We start from the raw sequence: 16,332 nt of genomic DNA, 5'->3' as shown, positions 1-16,332 counted from the left end.
CCGCGGCCGCTCAGCGCCCGGCGGCGGCCATCTCGGCGAAGGCGTCGACCCAGAACCGCTGCTTCTCCGGGGCCTGGCCGACCAGGTAGGTGGCGCGCAGCTTCGGCGGGAGGTGGCGGAGGAGCCGGGCCACCTCCGGCAGGTGCTCGCGGAGCTGGGACACCTCGGAGTTGGCCAGCACCCGGTGCACGGTGTCGGAGTCGGCGGTGCCCTCCGACGACTCCCGGGCGGCCGCGGCCAGCTTGGCCTCCCAGGCGTCCACCTCGGCGGCCAGGTCGTGCAGGCCGACGGAGCGCCGCTCGGCCAGCCGGGCCTCCAGGCCGGAGAGCGGGACCGGCGCGAACTCGCCGTCCCCCAGGTAGATCAGCCCGGACTCCAGCGGCTCACCGGCCAGGTGCAGCTTGATCAGCCGCTCCAGGGTGCGCTTGGTGATCCACTCCCGGCCCTCGTCGTCGATGTCGTTCTTCCACCACTCCAGCACCGTCTCGGCGGTGCGCCCGTAGGTGTCGATCAGCCACTGGTTGGCCGGGATGTCCTCGGGCAGCACCTCGTAGGAGACGGTGAACCGGCTGGCCTGCGCCAGGTTGTTGCTGCTCACCAGCAGCCTGCGGCCCAGGTGGTAGGGCGGGTTCTGCAGGGCGACCTGCGCGCGCAGGTTCTCGATCGGCCGGCCCGCCAGCGACCACTCCTGGGTGACCTCCATCAGCTTGGCGAAGGCCGCCTTGTCCTTGGGCCGGTTGTACTCGTCCCAGACCACCACCTTCGGCTCGGGGCCGAGCAGGGACCGGGTCAGCAGCACGTCCAGCGACCCGTCCGAGGAGGGCACCGGGACGCACAGGTCCTCCAGCGCGGTGACCGGCAGCGAGAAGTACACCGGCGCGCGGCCGGTCTCCTCGGCCGCCACCTGCCGGGTGATCTCGGTCTTGCCGCACCCGGGCGGGCCCTGCAGCAGCACCGCCCAGCCGTTGCGCACCGCCGCCCGCAGGATGCGGCGGACCGGGTCGGCCACCCGGTCCGGGTCGGCGGCGCCCGCCGCGGCCGCGATCCGGCCCAGGATCTCGTCGGTGCGGTCCCGCCCTGGCTTGCCGTCCTTCCCCGGCTCGGTCAGCGCGACCCGGGCGCCGTTCAGCAGCGGCAGCCCCCAGCGCAGCGGGAGCCCCTCCTCGGCGCAGTCCAGTACGTGCTGCAGGGTGCGCGGCGACAGCAGCCGGCGCAGCTCGGGGGTGAGCCCGGCCCACTCCCGGAACACCCCGCCCAGGTCGCGGCCGGGGTAGCGCTCGGCCAGCCTGCGCCGCCAGGAGGTGTCGTTGGCGGTGATCCTGATGGTGGCCATCCGGTCCAGGATCGCCAGGTCGGTGCGGCGGGTGCCGGTCTCGGACGACGACTCGTTGTCGGCGAGGAACACCCCCACGCAGCCCAGCTCGCGCAGGTCGTGCTCGCCCAGCGTCCAGTTGCACGCGATCTGCATGAGCTGGGACTGGATGGTGTCGCCGGCCTGCAGCGAGTCGTCGATCACCAGCACGAACGGGCGGCCGGGGCGCAGCCGGCCCATGATGAGCTGGCGCAGAGCCAGACCGCCGCCGTCCTGCCGCACCGGCGCGTTGACCAGCAGGTCGTCCGGGGTGAGGTTGGCGGCCGGCAGCAGCACCACCTCGGTCCCCGGGTGCGCCCGGGGGATGTGCGAGAGGAAGGTGGAGGTCTTGCCGATGCCGTGCTCGCCGAAGACCTGGCCGGTCTGGCCCATCGCGATCATCGCGTCGATGAACCGCTCCAGCCGGGACCCGGCCGCCCCGCCCTCCGGCGGGTCCGGGTAGGTCGCGGTGGGGATCCACTCGGCGGCGCGGGCGCGCTCCCCGGTGTCCGGGGCCGTTCCGGCGGTGCTCACCGCGCCTCCCTCGGGTCGGCCCGCTGCTCGGGGCGGGGGGTGCGGGCGGCGCCCGCGCGCGCGGCGGCCCCGGGCGGGTGCGCGCGGCGCCGGGGCCGCGGGGCTCGGGTCGGGAACCGGGTCGGCACGGCGACTCCTTCTGCTGCTCGGGGAGGTGGGGCAGGGCGGGCGCCGGACCCGCGGGCCGGGCGCCGCCGGGGAGGGGCCGGTTCCGGCCCCGGGGTCAGTGGTCGCCGGTGGCCACCCGGTGGCAGGCCATCGGCGGGTCGTGCCGCTCGGGCCAGGTGTCGCCGCCGTCGGTGATCAGCCAGATCCACCGGTCGGGGTCGCGCGGGACGACCGCGGGGGCGTGGCCGTCGGTGACCACGATGACCGCGTCCGCCCGCTCCTCGAACCGGCGGCCGCCGATCTCGTACCGCCCCTCGGCGTAGTCGACGACGTTCTGGAAGTTCGTTCCGCCGCCGCCGAGCACCCGCTCACCGGGGACGAAGGGCATCACCGCGCCGTCGAAGGACACCCAGTGCGCCTCCACGCCGTCGGTCCGCCCGACCAGGCCGGTGATCCACTCGACCACCGCGTCGGGCATGGACCCCGAGGTGTCCAGGGCGATCAGCACCACCTTGGTGCGCTCGTCGCCGCGACGGGCCAGCATCGGCTCGTGGCCCAGCGCGAGCATGACCGCGCCGAGCTTCTTGGGGTAGACCAGCCGCTCGCCGGAGTGCAGCTTGGAGGCCAGGGTGTCGGCGAGCCACCGCTTCCACCAGTCGACCCGGCGGGTGCGCGGGGTCTCGCCGCGCAGCGCGGCCAGGCCGAGCGAACCCCAGATGCGCTGGATCCGCTCGTTCGCCTCCGCGCTCTGGTCCGCGATCTCCAGCAGCTCGGCGCGGGCGGACCGGTCGCCGCCGCGGGCCCGCCGCATGACCTCCTCCAGCACCGCCGTGGCGACCTGCCCGACCGTCTCGGGGTCCAGCGGCACGCCGTCCCCGCCGCCCTCCCCGTCGCCGCCCATGTGCACGCAGAGCACGGCCGGCACCGGCGGCGCGGCCATCCGCTTGAGCTCGGCGTAGACCGACATGTCGGTCTCGGTGAACGCCGCGTAGCCCACCGGCTCCAGCCCCTGGGCGCGCAGGTCGGCGCTGTAGTCGCGGTGCACCTCCCGGGGGTCGACCCCGGTCGGCCCGCCGTCCAGGGCGGGCAGCTCGGACCGGCCCAGCCGGACCATCACCGCGTGGTTGATGCCGACCTCGGCGGCCAGCGTGAACAGCGGGTCGCCGCGCAGCTCCGGCTCCATGTACAGGTGGCGCTGGATGATGTGCCGCGCCTCGTGGTAGAGCACGAACTTCACCCCGTCGACGCCCAGCCGGGTGAAGAACCACGGGTTGTACAGCAGCATGCAGGCGCCGTCGCCGGTGGCGGCGACCGCCGCGGTCGGCACCGCCGTGGTGGGGATCTGGTAGTGGCACTTGGCGTAGAGCCAGGAGGCGACCGCGCTGTCGGCGACGCCGAAGTCCAGCAGCGCCGCCTCCTTCAGCCTGCGCGCCTCCTCCACCACCTCCGGGTCGGCCGGGTCGTACTCGGCCAGCGCCCGGCGGTCCAGCAGGTCCACGGGGGCGCCCGCGCGCCGCGCCGCCGGAGGGCGGGCATCGTGCCGGCTCTGTCGCATCGGGGCCTTTCCGGGAAGGGGGCGGCGGGGGCGGGCCCGGCGGGGCAGGGGTCGGCCTCCGCTCCGGGCGATTCCGGTGCACGCATTGAACCACCGGCCGCCGACACCCGCGTCCGCCCCGGAACCCGCCGGCGCCGGGCGCGCCGTTCTGTCGGCGCGCCGCACTACCCTCCGCCGGACCACCGGCGGCCCGCCGCGCGCGGCCCGCACCCCGCCGACCCGGAAAGGCACCCATGCCGACACTGCTGGACTTCTGCGGCCCGGAGGACGCCACCGAACTCCTCCGCCGAGCCCCCGGGAGGATGGGGACCTCGCCCGCGCCGCACGGACCCGCGGGGTCCGCTGTCGACAGCGCCATCGCGGAGGGCGACTCCGGTATCACCGCCCTCCTCGCCGATGAGGTGGCGATCCAGAACGACCCGGGGATGCGGCTGAAGCTCGCCGCCTCCGGCAGTCCCCTGGTGGCCGAGGCGATCTGCGGCCGGGCCGACTTCTGGGCCTTGTGGTCCGATCGGGAGTACGAGGTCCTGTTCGACTCCGCCGACCCCGCCGACCCGCGCTGGCGCGGCCCCTCCGGCGCGGTCGCCCACCTGCTGCGGGCGGAGCCGGACCGCGACCACCGGGACCGGGTGCTGCAGATCGCGGCGCTCGGCTCGCCCTTCCCCGACCTGGTCCGGCACACCCTGCGGCTGTGGGGCGGGGACCTGTACCCCCGCGAGCTGCTCCGCGCGGCGCGGGCGCTGCACGCGCACGGCGGCCCGGACGCGCTCCGCGAGGTGCTGGACGGCCCGGAGCCGGGCCCCCGGTTCGCGGGACCGGTCCGGGAGACCGCCGAGCGCGCCCTGAATAGCGGAGAGGGCGCGGCGGAGCTGCGCGCCGCCGTCGAAGAGGCCGACGGGGCCGACGGCGTCGTCGAGGAGCTGCGCGCGGCGGAGGCGGAAGCCTCCTCCCTCAGCCCCCAGTGGGTCGCGGTGCGGCTGAACCTTCGGGGCGGGATCGACCTGTCGGTGCCGGCCGCCGCGCACCGCGAGCGCCCGTTCGGCCCCGCCGTCTCCGAGGCCTTGGCCCGGCACCCCGACTGCCCCGAGGAGTTCCTCGTCGAGCTGGTCTCCGGCCTTCCCGACCCCGTCCTCTCCCTGGAGCGGACCGGCCGGCCGCTTTCGCTGCGGGCGATGGCCGCGCTGCTGCCTCCGCTCCGCCGCCGGCCGCTGCGGACCATCATCGACCGGGCACGCAGGCGCGACCGCGAGCAGGGCGTCACCGGCGACGACACCGCATGGGCGGAGCTGGCCGCCGCGCACCGGGCCGAGCGGCTGCCCGCCGCCCTCGCCCACTACCTGGTCGAGCGCCCCGACTGCCCGGACGAGCTCCTCGTCGAGCTGGTCGCGGACCATGAATCCCCGGACAAGGACAGGCGGGTGGAAGGGGTCGACCGGCCGCTGTCGGCGGCGGCCCTGACCGCACTGGCGGGCATCGTGTCGGCGCGCACGGCGGCCCGGCTGTGCGCCCGGAGCCTGGGCCGCACCCTGACCGCCCGGCAACTGCTGCACGAGCTCCGCCCCGCGCCGGTCGCCCTCCAGGTCGGCGCGGTGATCCCCGGCGGCGACGAGCGGGCCCGCGCCGAATGGGACGCCGTCGGCGGCGAACTGGCCGCACTGCTCGCCGAGACCGTCGGCACCGACCCGCTGCTCTGGCGGGCGCTGCGCCGCAAGGCCGGCCGCGCCGCCGGAACCGTGGCCGAGCTGCTCGCCGAGACCGCTCGGGGCAAGGCCCCGGACGGCCCCTGGCCCGACGCCGCCGAGATGCCCCCGGTGACCGGGGCCCGCCCGCCCGGCCAGGCGCGGACCGCCTTCGCGGTGCTGCTCGGCGCACTGCCCGCCGAGGACCAGGACCGGCTGCTGGACCGGGTGGACGACCGCACCGCCCACGACCTGTTCACCCAGGGGTGGTGGCGGCCCGAATGGCAGGAGTGGGTCCGGGAGGGGCGGCGGCAGCGCGACCGGGTGGCGCTCTCCCGCCGCCCCGGGCTGCCGGCCGAGGCGGTCCGGACCCTGGCGGAACTGGACGACCCGGCGGTCAACGCGGGGCTGCTCTACCAGGAGGCCGCTCCGAGGGAGGTGCGCGACGCGCTGCTGGCCGGGGTGCCGCTCGGGCCGGAGCACCCGGAGCGCCCGGCCCGGTTGCCGCTGGACCCTGGGTTCCGGGCGGAGCTGCTGAAAGGCGCGTCCTGGCGGTGGCTCTACCCGGTGGTCGGCTGCGGCGACCCCGGGGTCCTCGACCGGATCGAGGCCAAGGGGCTGCGCACCGACCGGCTCAACCTGCGGCTGCGGATCAGGCTGGGGCTGTGGGAGCGGAACGGCCGCGGCCACTGCCCCCGGCACGAGGACCCCGGCGCGTACCTGGTCCCGGAGGCGGACCGCGCCGAGGACGATGAGGAGGCGGTGGAGCTGATGCGGTCGGCGGTGGCCGAGGCGGAGTCGGCCAAGAAGCTGATCCGGCGGCTGCGCACCAGCTCCCGGGGGATCGACCGGATCGCCGCGGAGCGGCTCGACTGGGACTGGGACGCGCTGCTGGAGGCGCACCTGCGCAGCCCGTTCTACGAGGGGCGGATCGCGGAACTGGCCGGGCTGCCCGGCTGCCCCGAACCGATCCGGGCCGGCCTGGGGCGGATGACCAAACCGGAGCAGCGCGCCCACCGGCGGCTCGCCGAGGGGGTTCCGGCGGAGCAGGCGCTGGCCAAGGTCGCGCTCTCGGCCCCGCAGGGCCCGGGCCGGCAGTGGACCCTGCACGCCCTCGACGAGGGCCTGCTCAGCCCGGCCGACCTGGTCCGCCACGCCCGACCCGCCGGAGTGGTCCTGGACCTCGCGGTGCGCGACGACCGGGTCGAGGAGGCGGTCCCGGAGGCGGTGCGCGACCTGGACGGGCACCCGGACGCGTGGCTGCTCGCCCAGAACATGCTGGACGGCTTCCCAGAGTCGCTGGCGAAGCTGGTCCGCACGGCCCTCCTGGCGGTCGGCGCGGAGGACTGACCCCGCCCCGCCCGCCCGGCCGTCTCACCCGGCCACGGTGTCTCACGGGGGTGGGGGCCGGGGGGCAGGGCAGGGTTCGGGCGGGCGGCGACGACGAGGGAAGGACGAAGCCCGGCGCCCCGCCCGGGTGCGGCGTCTCATGGGGTGGGGTTCAAGCCGGCGGCGACAGCGGGGAGGGGGACCGGCCGGTCGGTCGGAGTGCGGCGCCTCACGGGGTCGCGGTTCAGGCGGGCGGCGACGGCGGAGGTGGGGCGGGGCGGAGGCGGTCGCCCGGGTGCGGCGCCCCACGGGGTCGCGGTTCGAACCGGCGGCGACGGCAGCGGTAGGGGGGACTGGGCCCGGTCGGGCGCGGCGCCTCACGGGGTTGCGGTTCAGGCGGGCGGCGAGGGCGGGAGTGGGCGGGCGCCGCGTTTACCGGCCCGGCCTGCGCTCCCAGCGGGAAAGGGCCCGGGCCCACCAGGGGCAAGGAAGGCATGCCCTATATGTCGGATTAGCGGCAAAGGTCTAGCGGAGCGGGGTGCCCTGCGCACCTCTGCGGCACCCCCGATGACATCTACCAGCGAGTAGTAAGCGTTGAGCCCCCACTCCCCCCTCGTCGATCACCCGGAGTGAGCAAAGTGGAGTCTCTGGGGGAACGAATGCGACATCTCGCGCCCGCCCCTGCCCTTCCCGGGTTCCGGCCCCTGTTCTTCGGCCTTCCGGGCGGCTCGAACCCCTGATCACCGGCCCGATCAGGGCGATTCGGGCCCTCAGGGGGCCGATCCGGCCCAGGATGCGCGCCCAGGAATCACCGGGGTGCTCTCGCGGTGTGCAGGGCGCACCTTCCCGTCCTCACTGTGCGTATTCATGCAGGTCAGGGTGGTGGTGATTCCAGTGGCGGTCGGCCCCGGCGCCGGGACGGCGCGGGCACGGCGATCCCGCCACCCCGACCGCTGCCGCACCCGCCCGCCCGGCCGGTGCCCTCCCCGCCGTCGCCGCCTGTCTGAGCCTTCACTTCGTGGGGCGCCGCGCCCGACCGGCCGACCGGTCTCCCTTCTCCCCGCCGTCGCTGCCCGTTTGAACCCCGGCCCTGTGGGGTGCCGCGCTCGACCGGCCGGCCGGTCTCCCTTCTCCCTGCCGTCGCCGCCTGCCTGAACCCCGATCCCGTGGGGCGCCGCGCCCGGTCGGGGTGTCCGTCTCGCTCCCCGGGTGCCGGGTTCCGGCAGGTCGGGCGGCCGGTGGGCGGGCTCGGTCGGGTTTGTCGCAGAGATCCGATAGACATACCGCGTCGCACACCGACGGGCGGTGCGGGCTCTCCGCGCCGCTACCCCCTCATTCGTCGTATCAGAAGGTGATGCCGTGGAATCCGAAGGCTTCGACGTCGGCCGGGCGAGCGCGGTGAGCGTGGTGCCGCCCGCCAAGCCGCGGAAACTGGCCAAGGTGCCGTTCGTAGAGCTGGCCGACGGGAGACTGCAGGGCGTCGTCTCCAGCGGCTCCGACATCGCGCGGGTCTACGTCTCCTCGTTCGCCGCCGGGACGCGCACGTTCAGCTGCGGTACCAACAACAACCGGCCCTGCGGCGGGCTGGGCGGCAGCCCCTGCAAGCACCTGCGCGCCCTGCTCGACGAGGCGGTCGCCCAGTACGGGCTGCGCCGCATCGCCGACTACCTCAAGATCCGGCTGGAAGACGACGAGCCCAGCACCTTCGACCTGGTGCGCGGGTTCGACGGCGGCCCCTCGCGGGAGCAGTCCGGGGTCGTGTTCAACCGGTTCCTGCGCTACCTCTCCTACCTGGAGCTGCCCGGCGCCACCGCGCCGCTGCCCGAGATGCACTGGTTCCCGGCGACGGGGGCGATGCGCTGATGCTCCCCGCACAGACCGCCGAACTGGTCTCCGCCGCCCCCGCCGGCGCCGACGAGGCCCTCGACCTGGTCGCCGCGTTCGACGGCGCACTGGAGAACGGCCTGGGCCGCCCCGGCGCCGAGCAGTCCCGCGCCCTGGAGGCCCTGGCCGGCGCGATGGCCGCCACCCCGCTGGCCGCCCCGGTGCGCGAGGCCGTCGACGCCATCGCCTCCGGCACCGTCGGCGACGCCCAGACCGCCGCCCTGGCCGGCGCGCGCAGCGCGCTGATCGGCTCGGTGCACGACGCGCTGCTCGCCGCCGCCGACACCGCCCTGGGCCGCACCCGCGACGCCGACCCCGAACCGGACAAGCCCGCCGAGGCGCCCACCGGACCGCTCGGCGGCGTCCGCTCCTGGCTCACCGAACTCGCCGTCAACGGCTGGCGGGGCGTGGACCGGGACATCGCCGGCGGCGCCGACCAGGCCATCGAGGCGCTGCTGGGCGACCCGGAGCGGCGCCGCGCCGCGGTGCTGCTGGACGGCCTCGCCGCCGAACTGCAGGCCAGTGCCCCCGTCGCCGCCATGGAGGGGCTGCCCGTCCGCCGCTGGGCCGACCTGTGGGCCTGCGCGGTCCTGCTCGTCCAGGACACCGCCCAGGCCGGCCCGTCCGGGACGGCCGCCCCGGCCACCGGCCGGCTGCTGCCGCTCGGCGCCGACGTGCACGAGCACGGCACCGCCGTCCAGCTGCAGGTGCACGCGGTGTTCGAACCCGCCGACGGCGGACCGGCGCGGCTGGTGCGCGCCGCGGTCTCCGCGCCCAAGGTCGACGTGATCGTCGGCCCGGCGGTGTGGAACCTGCTCGCCGGCCACCCGGTGCTGCTCGGCGCGCTGGCCGAGAAGCGCTCCGTGAAGATCGAGGGCATGCCGCTGCTGGACGGCGGCGACCTGCTCTGGCAGGAGGACCTGGCCGGGCTGGACGAGCCGGCCGACCCGTTCGGCACCGCCCGGGTGGCGCTGCCCGCCGCCCACGCCCCGGCCGTGCCGCCGCTGGAGCGGCACCCGGTGCGGATCGCCGAACCGGTGCTGCTGGAGGGGTACAAGAAGGCGGCCACCGCCGACGGCGGCCCCGCCTTCGACTTCGGCGACGCGCTGCTCCCGGTGGCCGCGGACCGGCTGCCCGGCTGCGGCCCGCTCACCGAGAAGCTGGTCGCCGCCTCCTCGGCCTGCATCGGCCTGCTCCGCTGGGACGCCGGCCGCTGGTCGGTGCAGCCGCTGGCGGTGCAGACCACGGTCAAGCGCAAGCCCGCCGACGTGCACACCGGCGACTGGGCGCTGGGCCCCACCGACCCCAAGGTCGCCAAGGCCGAGGCCCGCTACGACGCGGTCAACGTGCTCCGCGAGCGCGCCGGAAGGCTGCTGCGCAAATGAGCGGGGCAGCGGAGGAGACCGCGGTCAACCCTGACCAGAACCGCCGCCAGGTGCTCTACTGGCGGCTGCTGTCCCGGCTCTTCGGCGACGAGGAGCAGCCCGCGCTGGAATCGGCCGGCGTGGCCGTCGTCGACGACATCGGCCTGCCCCCGGCGCTGCTCGACCCCGGCACGACGGTCGACACCGTGGTGCAGCGCTTCCCGGAGCTGGCCGCCGAGTTCGACGGCCTGATGTCGGAGGAGGCCCTGGCCGGCGGCGAGGACGGCCCGGCCGGCGCCGAGGAGGTGCGCCGCGCCGCCCTGGTGTCGAAGCTGCTGCTGAACGTCTTCGCCACCGGCACCGGCGACGTCAGCGCCTCCCGGCTCGCCGAGTGGCAGGCCGACGCCGGGTGGCTGGAGCGCGCCTGCGGCCACCAGCCGGGGGAGCTGCGCTCCCGCCCCGGCGACGCCGGCCTGGCCGGGACGCTCGGCGAGGTCGAGGGCGACCTGGTGCGCCGGATGCGGCTGCGCGAGGTCCTCGGCGACTCGGCGCTGGCCGGCCGGCTCACCCCGAGCATGTCGCTGATCGAGCAGCTGCTGCACGACAAGCACAACCTGTCCGGGGTGGCGCTGGCCAACGCCAAGGCGCTGATCAAGAGGTTCGTCGACGAGGTCGCCCAGGTGCTGCGCACCCGGGTGGAGAAGACCAGCACCGGAAAGATCGACCGGTCGGTCCCGCCCAAGCGGGTGTTCCGCAACCTCGACCTGGACCGCACCATCTGGAAGAACCTCACCAACTACAACCCCGAGGACCAGCGGCTCTACGTCGACCAGCTGTTCTACCGGCACACCGCCCGGCGGGTCGAGCCGGCCCGGCTGGTCGTGGTGGTGGACCAGTCCGGCTCCATGGTCGACTCGATGGTCAACTGCACCATCCTGGCGTCGATCTTCGCCGGGCTGCCCAAGGTCGACGTGCACCTGGTCGCCTACGACACCCGGGCACTGGACCTCACCCCGTGGGTGCACGACCCGTTCGAGACGCTGCTCCGCACCAAGCTCGGCGGCGGCACCGACGGCACCGTCGCCCTGGAGCAGGTGCGGCCCAAGATCACCGACCCGAAGAACACCGTGGTCGCCTGGATCTCCGACTTCTACGAGTGGCGGGAGCAGGAGGTGTTCCGCGGCATGGAGTCGCTGCACCGCTCCGGTGTCCGCTTCATCCCGGTCGGCTCGGTGACCAGCGGCGGCCGGCAGAACGTGAACCCCTGGTTCCGCCAGCGCTTCAAGGACATGGGCGCCCCCGTCCTGTCCGGCAACATCGACAAGCTCGTTTTCGAACTCAAGAACTTCCTGGACTAGGAGACCCCACCCATGTCCGACATGCTGCGCGCCCCCGCCGAGGTCAAGTACGCCGAAGAGCTGGAGTGGCTGGAGTCGGTGGACGACGGCGCCAAGCCGTTCTCCTGGCGGCTCAGCCCCAAGATGGTCCGGCTGTTCATCCTCGGCTCCGAGCCCTCCGACGGCCTGGACCGGGAGATCCCGCAGAAGTGGTTCGGCGACCGCACCTTCGTCGAACGCAGCATCGTGACGCTCGCCTCCGACCGCGGCCTGCTGCTCATCGGCGACCCCGGCACCGGCAAGAGCTGGCTGGCCGAGCTGCTGTCCGCGGCGATCTGCCGCGACTCCACCCAGGTCGTGCAGGGCACCGCGGGCACCACCGAGGACCACATCAAGTACTCCTGGAACGTCTCCATGGTGATCGCCAAGGGGCAGTCCCGCGAGTCGCTGATCCCCTCGCCCATCATGACCGCGATGGAGCAGGGCTCCATCGGCCGCTTCGAGGAGCTCACCCGCTCCACCAGCGACGTGCAGGACGCGCTGATCTCGATCCTGTCCGAGAAGTACGTGTCCATCCCCGAGCTGGACGACGACAACACCGTGTTCGCCAAGCCCGGGTTCTCCATCATCGCCACCGCCAACAGCCGGGACAAGGGCGTCAACGACCTCTCCTCGGCGCTCAAGCGGCGGTTCAACTTCGTCCGCATCCCGGTGGTCACCAACAAGCGCAGCGAGACCGAGATCGTCCGGTTCCGCACCACCGAGCTGCTCCGCCGGCACAGCATCGAACTGGAGGTCCCGCCCACCCTGCTGGACATCCTGCTGCAGAGCTTCACCGACCTGCGCGCCGCCGCGGAGTCGGCGACCAGCGACGACGAGAAGCTGGAGTCGGCGCTGTCCACCGCCGAGCAGATCGGCGTGCTGGAGGACGCCATCCTGCACAGCCGGTTCTTCGGCGACAGCACGCTGCGCGCCCAGACCCTCGCCGGGTCGATGGTGGGCTCGCTGGTCCGGCGCACACCGGAGGACCTGACCATCCTGAACAAGTTCTGGCACGGCGTCGTCGAGCCGCGCAGCAAGTCCGACGGGGGCGAGTGGACCGAGTTCCTCGAGGGCGGCAAGCAGGCGATCGAGACCCTCTCCTGATGAGCGAGGCGACCGAAGCGATGACGGACGCGAGCCCGTTCCGCGCGCTCCGCGACCAGCTGGGCGCCGCCGCGGCCGAGTTCGCCGGCGCCCCCGCCGAGATCCTGTCCGGCATGGTCGACGACGTCGACCGGGCGCTGGCCGAGAAGCTGGAGGTCTTCCCGGTCTGCCACCACTCGCCGGCCTCGGCGCTGTCCATGGCGCGCCGGCTGCGCGAGAAGCGGCCCAAGACCATCTACCTGGAGCTGTGCGAGGACCTCCGGCCGCTCCTGGAGGAGCTGCGCAACTGCAGGCTGCCGGTGGCGCTGCAGGCCTTCGCCACCGACCTGGACGGCTTCCCGCCCGGCGCCGGCCCGCTCAGCGTGGTCGCGCCGATCACCGAGGCCTCCGCCGAGTACCAGGCCATCGCCTACGCGCTGGACGACCCCGGCGTGGAGCTGGTCCTGGTCGACCGGTCGGTGGACCACGTCTTCCGGTGGGACCCGGAGTACGCCTCCCCGGAGGAGGGCGCCTCCGCCGGGAAGGACGGCGGCGGGGACGGCGCGGCCGCGCCCGGCCCGCAGGCCGGCACCGCGGATGACACCGCCGGCGGAGAGGACGGCGCCGCCATGCACGGCGGCGCGGTCGGCGTCGAGATCGGCGACCTGCGGCCGCGCTTCGCCGAACTGGAGGAGCACCTGCTCCACCACGGCCGGGTCCGGCACTGGTCGGAGTGGTGGGACCAGTACGTCGAGCAGCCGCTGGCCGGCGCCGACTACGACACCTACCGGCAGGTCATGGTGATGATCGGCAGCCTGTTCCGGCGGCTGGCCCCCTCCGGCGCCGACCGGGTCGCCGTCGACGAGGACCGCGAGCGGTACATGTGGACCCGGATCCGGGAGCACCAGGCCGCCACCGGCGCCGACCCGGCCGAGTCGCTGTACGTGTGCGGGGCGTTCCACGCCGCCAGCCGGGTGGCGGAGTTCGGCACCGAACCGGAGTCCGACGGCTTCGCGATCACCCCGCGCACCGGCACCTCCTGGCTGTACGGCCTGATCCCGTCCAGCCACTCGGCCATCGAGGCCCAGTTCGGGCTGGCCGGCGGGTCGGTGTCGATCGCAGCGGCCACCTGGGAGAAGCACCTCTCCGCCGGGGGCGCCGCGCCGTTCGTGCTCAAGGGGCAGAAGGGCGCCCGCAAGCGCGGTGGGGGCCGGGGGCGGGCCAAGGCGCCCGCCGCGCCGGCCCCGGCCGCCGACCGGCTGACCGGTTTCCTGACCGGCCCGCCGGCGATGGACCCGCTGGACGAGGCGGAGCTGGTCGGCTGGTGCGTCGACATCGTCCGGCTGGCGCGGCGCAACGGCTACGCGGCCAGCACCGCCGACGCCATCGCGGTCTACGAGACGTCGGTGCTGCTGGCGGGGATGCGCAACCGGGCCCGCCCCACGCCGTACGACTTCCAGGACGCGGCGATCACCTGCATCGAGAAGGACACCGTCCCGGGCCGGCGCGACGTGCGGCGGCTCTGCGAGATCCTGCTCGGCGGCGACCGGGTCGGCGAGGTCGGCTACACCGCCTTGCCGCCGCTCGCCCAGGACGTGTACGACCGGCTGGAACCGCTCGACATGCCCAGGAAGAACGGGGTGAACCGGGTCCTCATCGACCTGCGGGCCGAACCGGAGCTGGACCCCTGCTCCCGGCTGCTGTGGCGGCTGCGCCGGCTGCTGCCCGGTGCGGTCCGGCCGATCACCGGCGCGCTGGAGCTGGGCGAGCGCTCGCTCCAGGAGAGCTGGGACGTCTCGCTCGGCCGCGACCAGCGGGCGCTGATCGAGCTCGGCTACGAGGGCGTCACCGTCGAGCAGGTGCTGGAGCAGCGGCTGCGCACCGCCGCCTGGGAGCCCAAGGCCACGGCGGCCTCGGCCCTGGAGGCGGTGGAGGAGTCCATCCTCTACCTGGACTCCCGGCGGCTCACCGAGGAGCTGGGCGAGCGCGCCGTGCAGCTGCTCTCCGCGGAGCGGACCGCCGACGGCGCCCCCGAGGTGCTGCGCCGGTTCCGCCGCCTGCTCGGGCACTACCGGGCCACCGAACCGGCCCTGCCCGCGTGGTGCGAGGCGTTCGTGACCACCGGCTTCGCGCACTACTGCACGATGCTGCCGACCTCCTTCACCGACCAGGACACCGGCGTCCGGCAGGTCGCCGCCATGCTCGGGTTCCTGCTCACCATGGAGAACACCGCGCTGGCGCTGGGCTGCGAGCGGACCCAGCTGGAGCTGGCGGTGAAGCAGTCGCACCCGGCGGAGCCGGCCAAGACGGCGCTGCTGTGGGCGGCGGAGAGCAGGCTCGACCTGCTCCCGATGCCCGAGCTGCGCCGGCGCTGCGCGGAGCTGCTGGACAACCCGCTGGTGGTGCCGGCGTTCCCGCAGTACCTGAGCGGGTTCGTGCAGGCGCTCTCGCCGGTGCCGATGCTGGCGCCGTTCGTGGTGGAGGCGATCTCGGACGCCTTCGCCCGGCTCCCGGACCGGGTGCTGCTGCCGTGGCTGCCGTCCCTGATCACCACGCTGAAGGAGCACGCCGGGGAGATGGTCCCGGTGCTGATCAGAGAGGCCGGGCGGACCTTCCCGGCGTCCCTGCCCGCTCTGGACGCGTGGGTGCCGCCGTGGGCGGAGGCGGAGCCCGCGGCCCCGGCCGGCGCGGTCCCGGCGGGGCCGGTCGCCGACCTGCTCACCGGGCACCCGGCGGCGAGCGACGCGGTGGCCGCCCTGCTCGGGGTGGAGGCCGAGTGGCCCGCCGCGGCCCCCGGCGCGGGCGGGCCCGCCCATCCGGAGGCGGCGGCCCTGCTGGCCCGCCACCCGGCGCCGGCCGGGGCGGTCGCGGCCCTGCTGGGCTGAGCCCGCGCCCCGGCGGCCCGCCCCGGAGGCCGGGCCGCCGGGGCGGGCCGACCGGCTCCCTCCGGCCCGCCTGCCGCACCCGGCTCCGGCCGGGAAGGCGGGCGGGCCGCCAGGGCAGGGTCAGCCGTCCTGCGGGGCGGCCGGTGCCCGGCCGGTGCGCAGGATGTCCGGCTCGATGTAGATGAGCCGGGCGATGGGCACCTCCTCGCGGATGCGCGCCTCGGCCGTGTTGATGGCGCGCGCCACCCGCCCGGCGTCGTCCCGGGCGCCGACCGCGACCTTCGCGGCGACCAGCAGCTCCTCGGGGCCCAGGTGCATGGTGCGCATGTGGATGACGCCGTCGACGTCCTCGGTGCCGGCGATGGCCGCCTCGATCCGGCGGACGTGCTCCTCGGAGGCGGACTCGCCGAGCAGCAGGCTCTTGACCTCGACGGCCAGCACGATCGCGATGGCCACCAGCAGCAGGCCGATGGCGGCGGTGCCCACCCCGTCCCAGACGCCGTTGCCGGTGATCAGGGTGAGGCCCACCCCGGCCAGCGCGAAGACCAGGCCGAGCAGGGCGCCGGTGTCCTCCAGCAGGATCACCGGGAGCTCCGGCGCCTTGGCGCGGCGGATGAACTGGACCCAGCTCGCGCGGCCGCGCACCGCGTTGGACTCCTTGACCGCGGTGCGCAGCGCCGTCGCCTCCAGGGCGACCGCGACCAGCAGGACGACCACCGGCACCCAGTGCCAGGCGGTGATCGGGTGCGGGTCGCTGATCTTGTGCCAGGCCTCGTAGAGCGCGAACAGCCCGCCCAGGCTGAACAGCACGATGGCGACCAGGAAGGCGTAGATGTAGCGCTCGCGGCCGTAGCCGAACGGGTGGTCGGGGGTGGCGCGCCGCTTGGCCCGCCTGCCGCCGATCAGCAGCAGCGCCTGGTTGCCGGAGTCGGCCACCGAGTGGATGGACTCGGCCAGCATCGAGGACGACCCGGTCAGCGCGTAGGCCGCGAATTTGGTCACCGCGATCCCCAGATTGGCCGCTAAGGCCATGACCACGGCTTTGGTGCTTCCCTCGGTGCTCATCGGTCCCCCCGCTGAGGTGCTGTTCCGCCGGACAGGGGCGCATCCTAGCGGGGCGCGGCCGCCGCGGGCCGGTGCCGCCGTCCCGTTTCCCCGTTGATCTTGACGCTGCGGGGGTA

The 16,332-nt window shown here is 74.9% G+C and carries 9 protein-coding genes; 6 read left to right on the top strand and 3 right to left on the bottom strand.

Features of this window, described 5'->3' with window-relative positions:
• Positions 1-10: 10 nt before the first annotated feature.
• The gene (locus J0910_RS19390) at positions 11-1,885 is read right to left on the bottom strand and encodes an AAA family ATPase (RefSeq protein ID WP_420159956.1); all 1,875 of its coding nucleotides are present in this window, start codon (positions 1,883-1,885) and stop codon (positions 11-13) included.
• 223 nt (positions 1,886-2,108) lie between these two features.
• Positions 2,109-3,491 carry a DUF2201 family putative metallopeptidase gene (locus J0910_RS19385; RefSeq protein ID WP_420159955.1) on the bottom strand — a complete coding sequence of 461 codons (1,383 nt, stop codon included), beginning with the start codon at positions 3,489-3,491 and terminating at the stop codon, positions 2,109-2,111.
• Positions 3,492-3,781: 290 nt separating this feature from the next.
• Here J0910_RS19385 and J0910_RS19380 point away from each other — a divergent pair, with 290 nt between their 5' ends.
• The 6 genes from J0910_RS19380 (at position 3,782) to J0910_RS19355 (ending at position 15,151) form a co-directional block, all read left to right on the top strand.
• Positions 3,782-6,577, top strand: coding sequence for a hypothetical protein (locus J0910_RS19380; RefSeq protein ID WP_420159954.1), 2,796 nt, complete (start codon positions 3,782-3,784; stop codon positions 6,575-6,577).
• Positions 6,578-7,915: 1,338 nt separating this feature from the next.
• On the top strand, positions 7,916-8,419 hold the full coding sequence (locus J0910_RS19375) for a hypothetical protein (RefSeq protein WP_420159953.1): 504 nt from the start codon (positions 7,916-7,918) through the stop codon (positions 8,417-8,419).
• Positions 8,419-9,825, top strand: coding sequence for a hypothetical protein (locus tag J0910_RS19370; protein WP_420159952.1), 1,407 nt, complete (start codon positions 8,419-8,421; stop codon positions 9,823-9,825). The genes J0910_RS19375 and J0910_RS19370 overlap by 1 nt, the downstream gene beginning before the upstream one ends.
• Positions 9,822-11,162: a VWA domain-containing protein gene (locus tag J0910_RS19365; RefSeq protein WP_420159951.1), complete on the top strand. Its 1,341-nt coding sequence runs from the start codon at positions 9,822-9,824 to the stop codon at positions 11,160-11,162. Before J0910_RS19370 ends, J0910_RS19365 begins: the two co-directional genes overlap by 4 nt.
• Before the next feature lie 12 nt (positions 11,163-11,174).
• Entirely contained in the window at positions 11,175-12,287 is a 1,113-nt protein-coding gene (locus tag J0910_RS19360; protein ID WP_420159950.1) for an AAA family ATPase, read from the top strand.
• Positions 12,287-15,151, top strand: a complete 2,865-nt coding sequence (locus J0910_RS19355) for a hypothetical protein (RefSeq protein ID WP_420159949.1) — start codon at positions 12,287-12,289, stop codon at positions 15,149-15,151. The genes J0910_RS19360 and J0910_RS19355 overlap by 1 nt, the downstream gene beginning before the upstream one ends.
• Positions 15,152-15,271: 120 nt before the next feature.
• Here J0910_RS19355 and J0910_RS19350 read toward each other — a convergent pair whose 3' ends face one another.
• Positions 15,272-16,216 (bottom strand): cation diffusion facilitator family transporter, encoded by a 945-nt coding sequence (locus J0910_RS19350; protein ID WP_420159948.1) that lies wholly within the window; start codon positions 16,214-16,216, stop codon positions 15,272-15,274.
• Between the last annotated feature and the right edge of the window lie 116 nt (positions 16,217-16,332).

Origin of the sequence: Nocardiopsis oceanisediminis, assembly GCF_048595525.1 — a bacterium.
Lineage (GTDB): Bacteria > Actinomycetota > Actinomycetes > Streptosporangiales > Streptosporangiaceae > Nocardiopsis_A > Nocardiopsis_A oceanisediminis.
The sequence above is the reverse complement of the archived record's forward strand: the minus strand, read 5'-3'. Positions and strand labels throughout refer to the sequence as shown.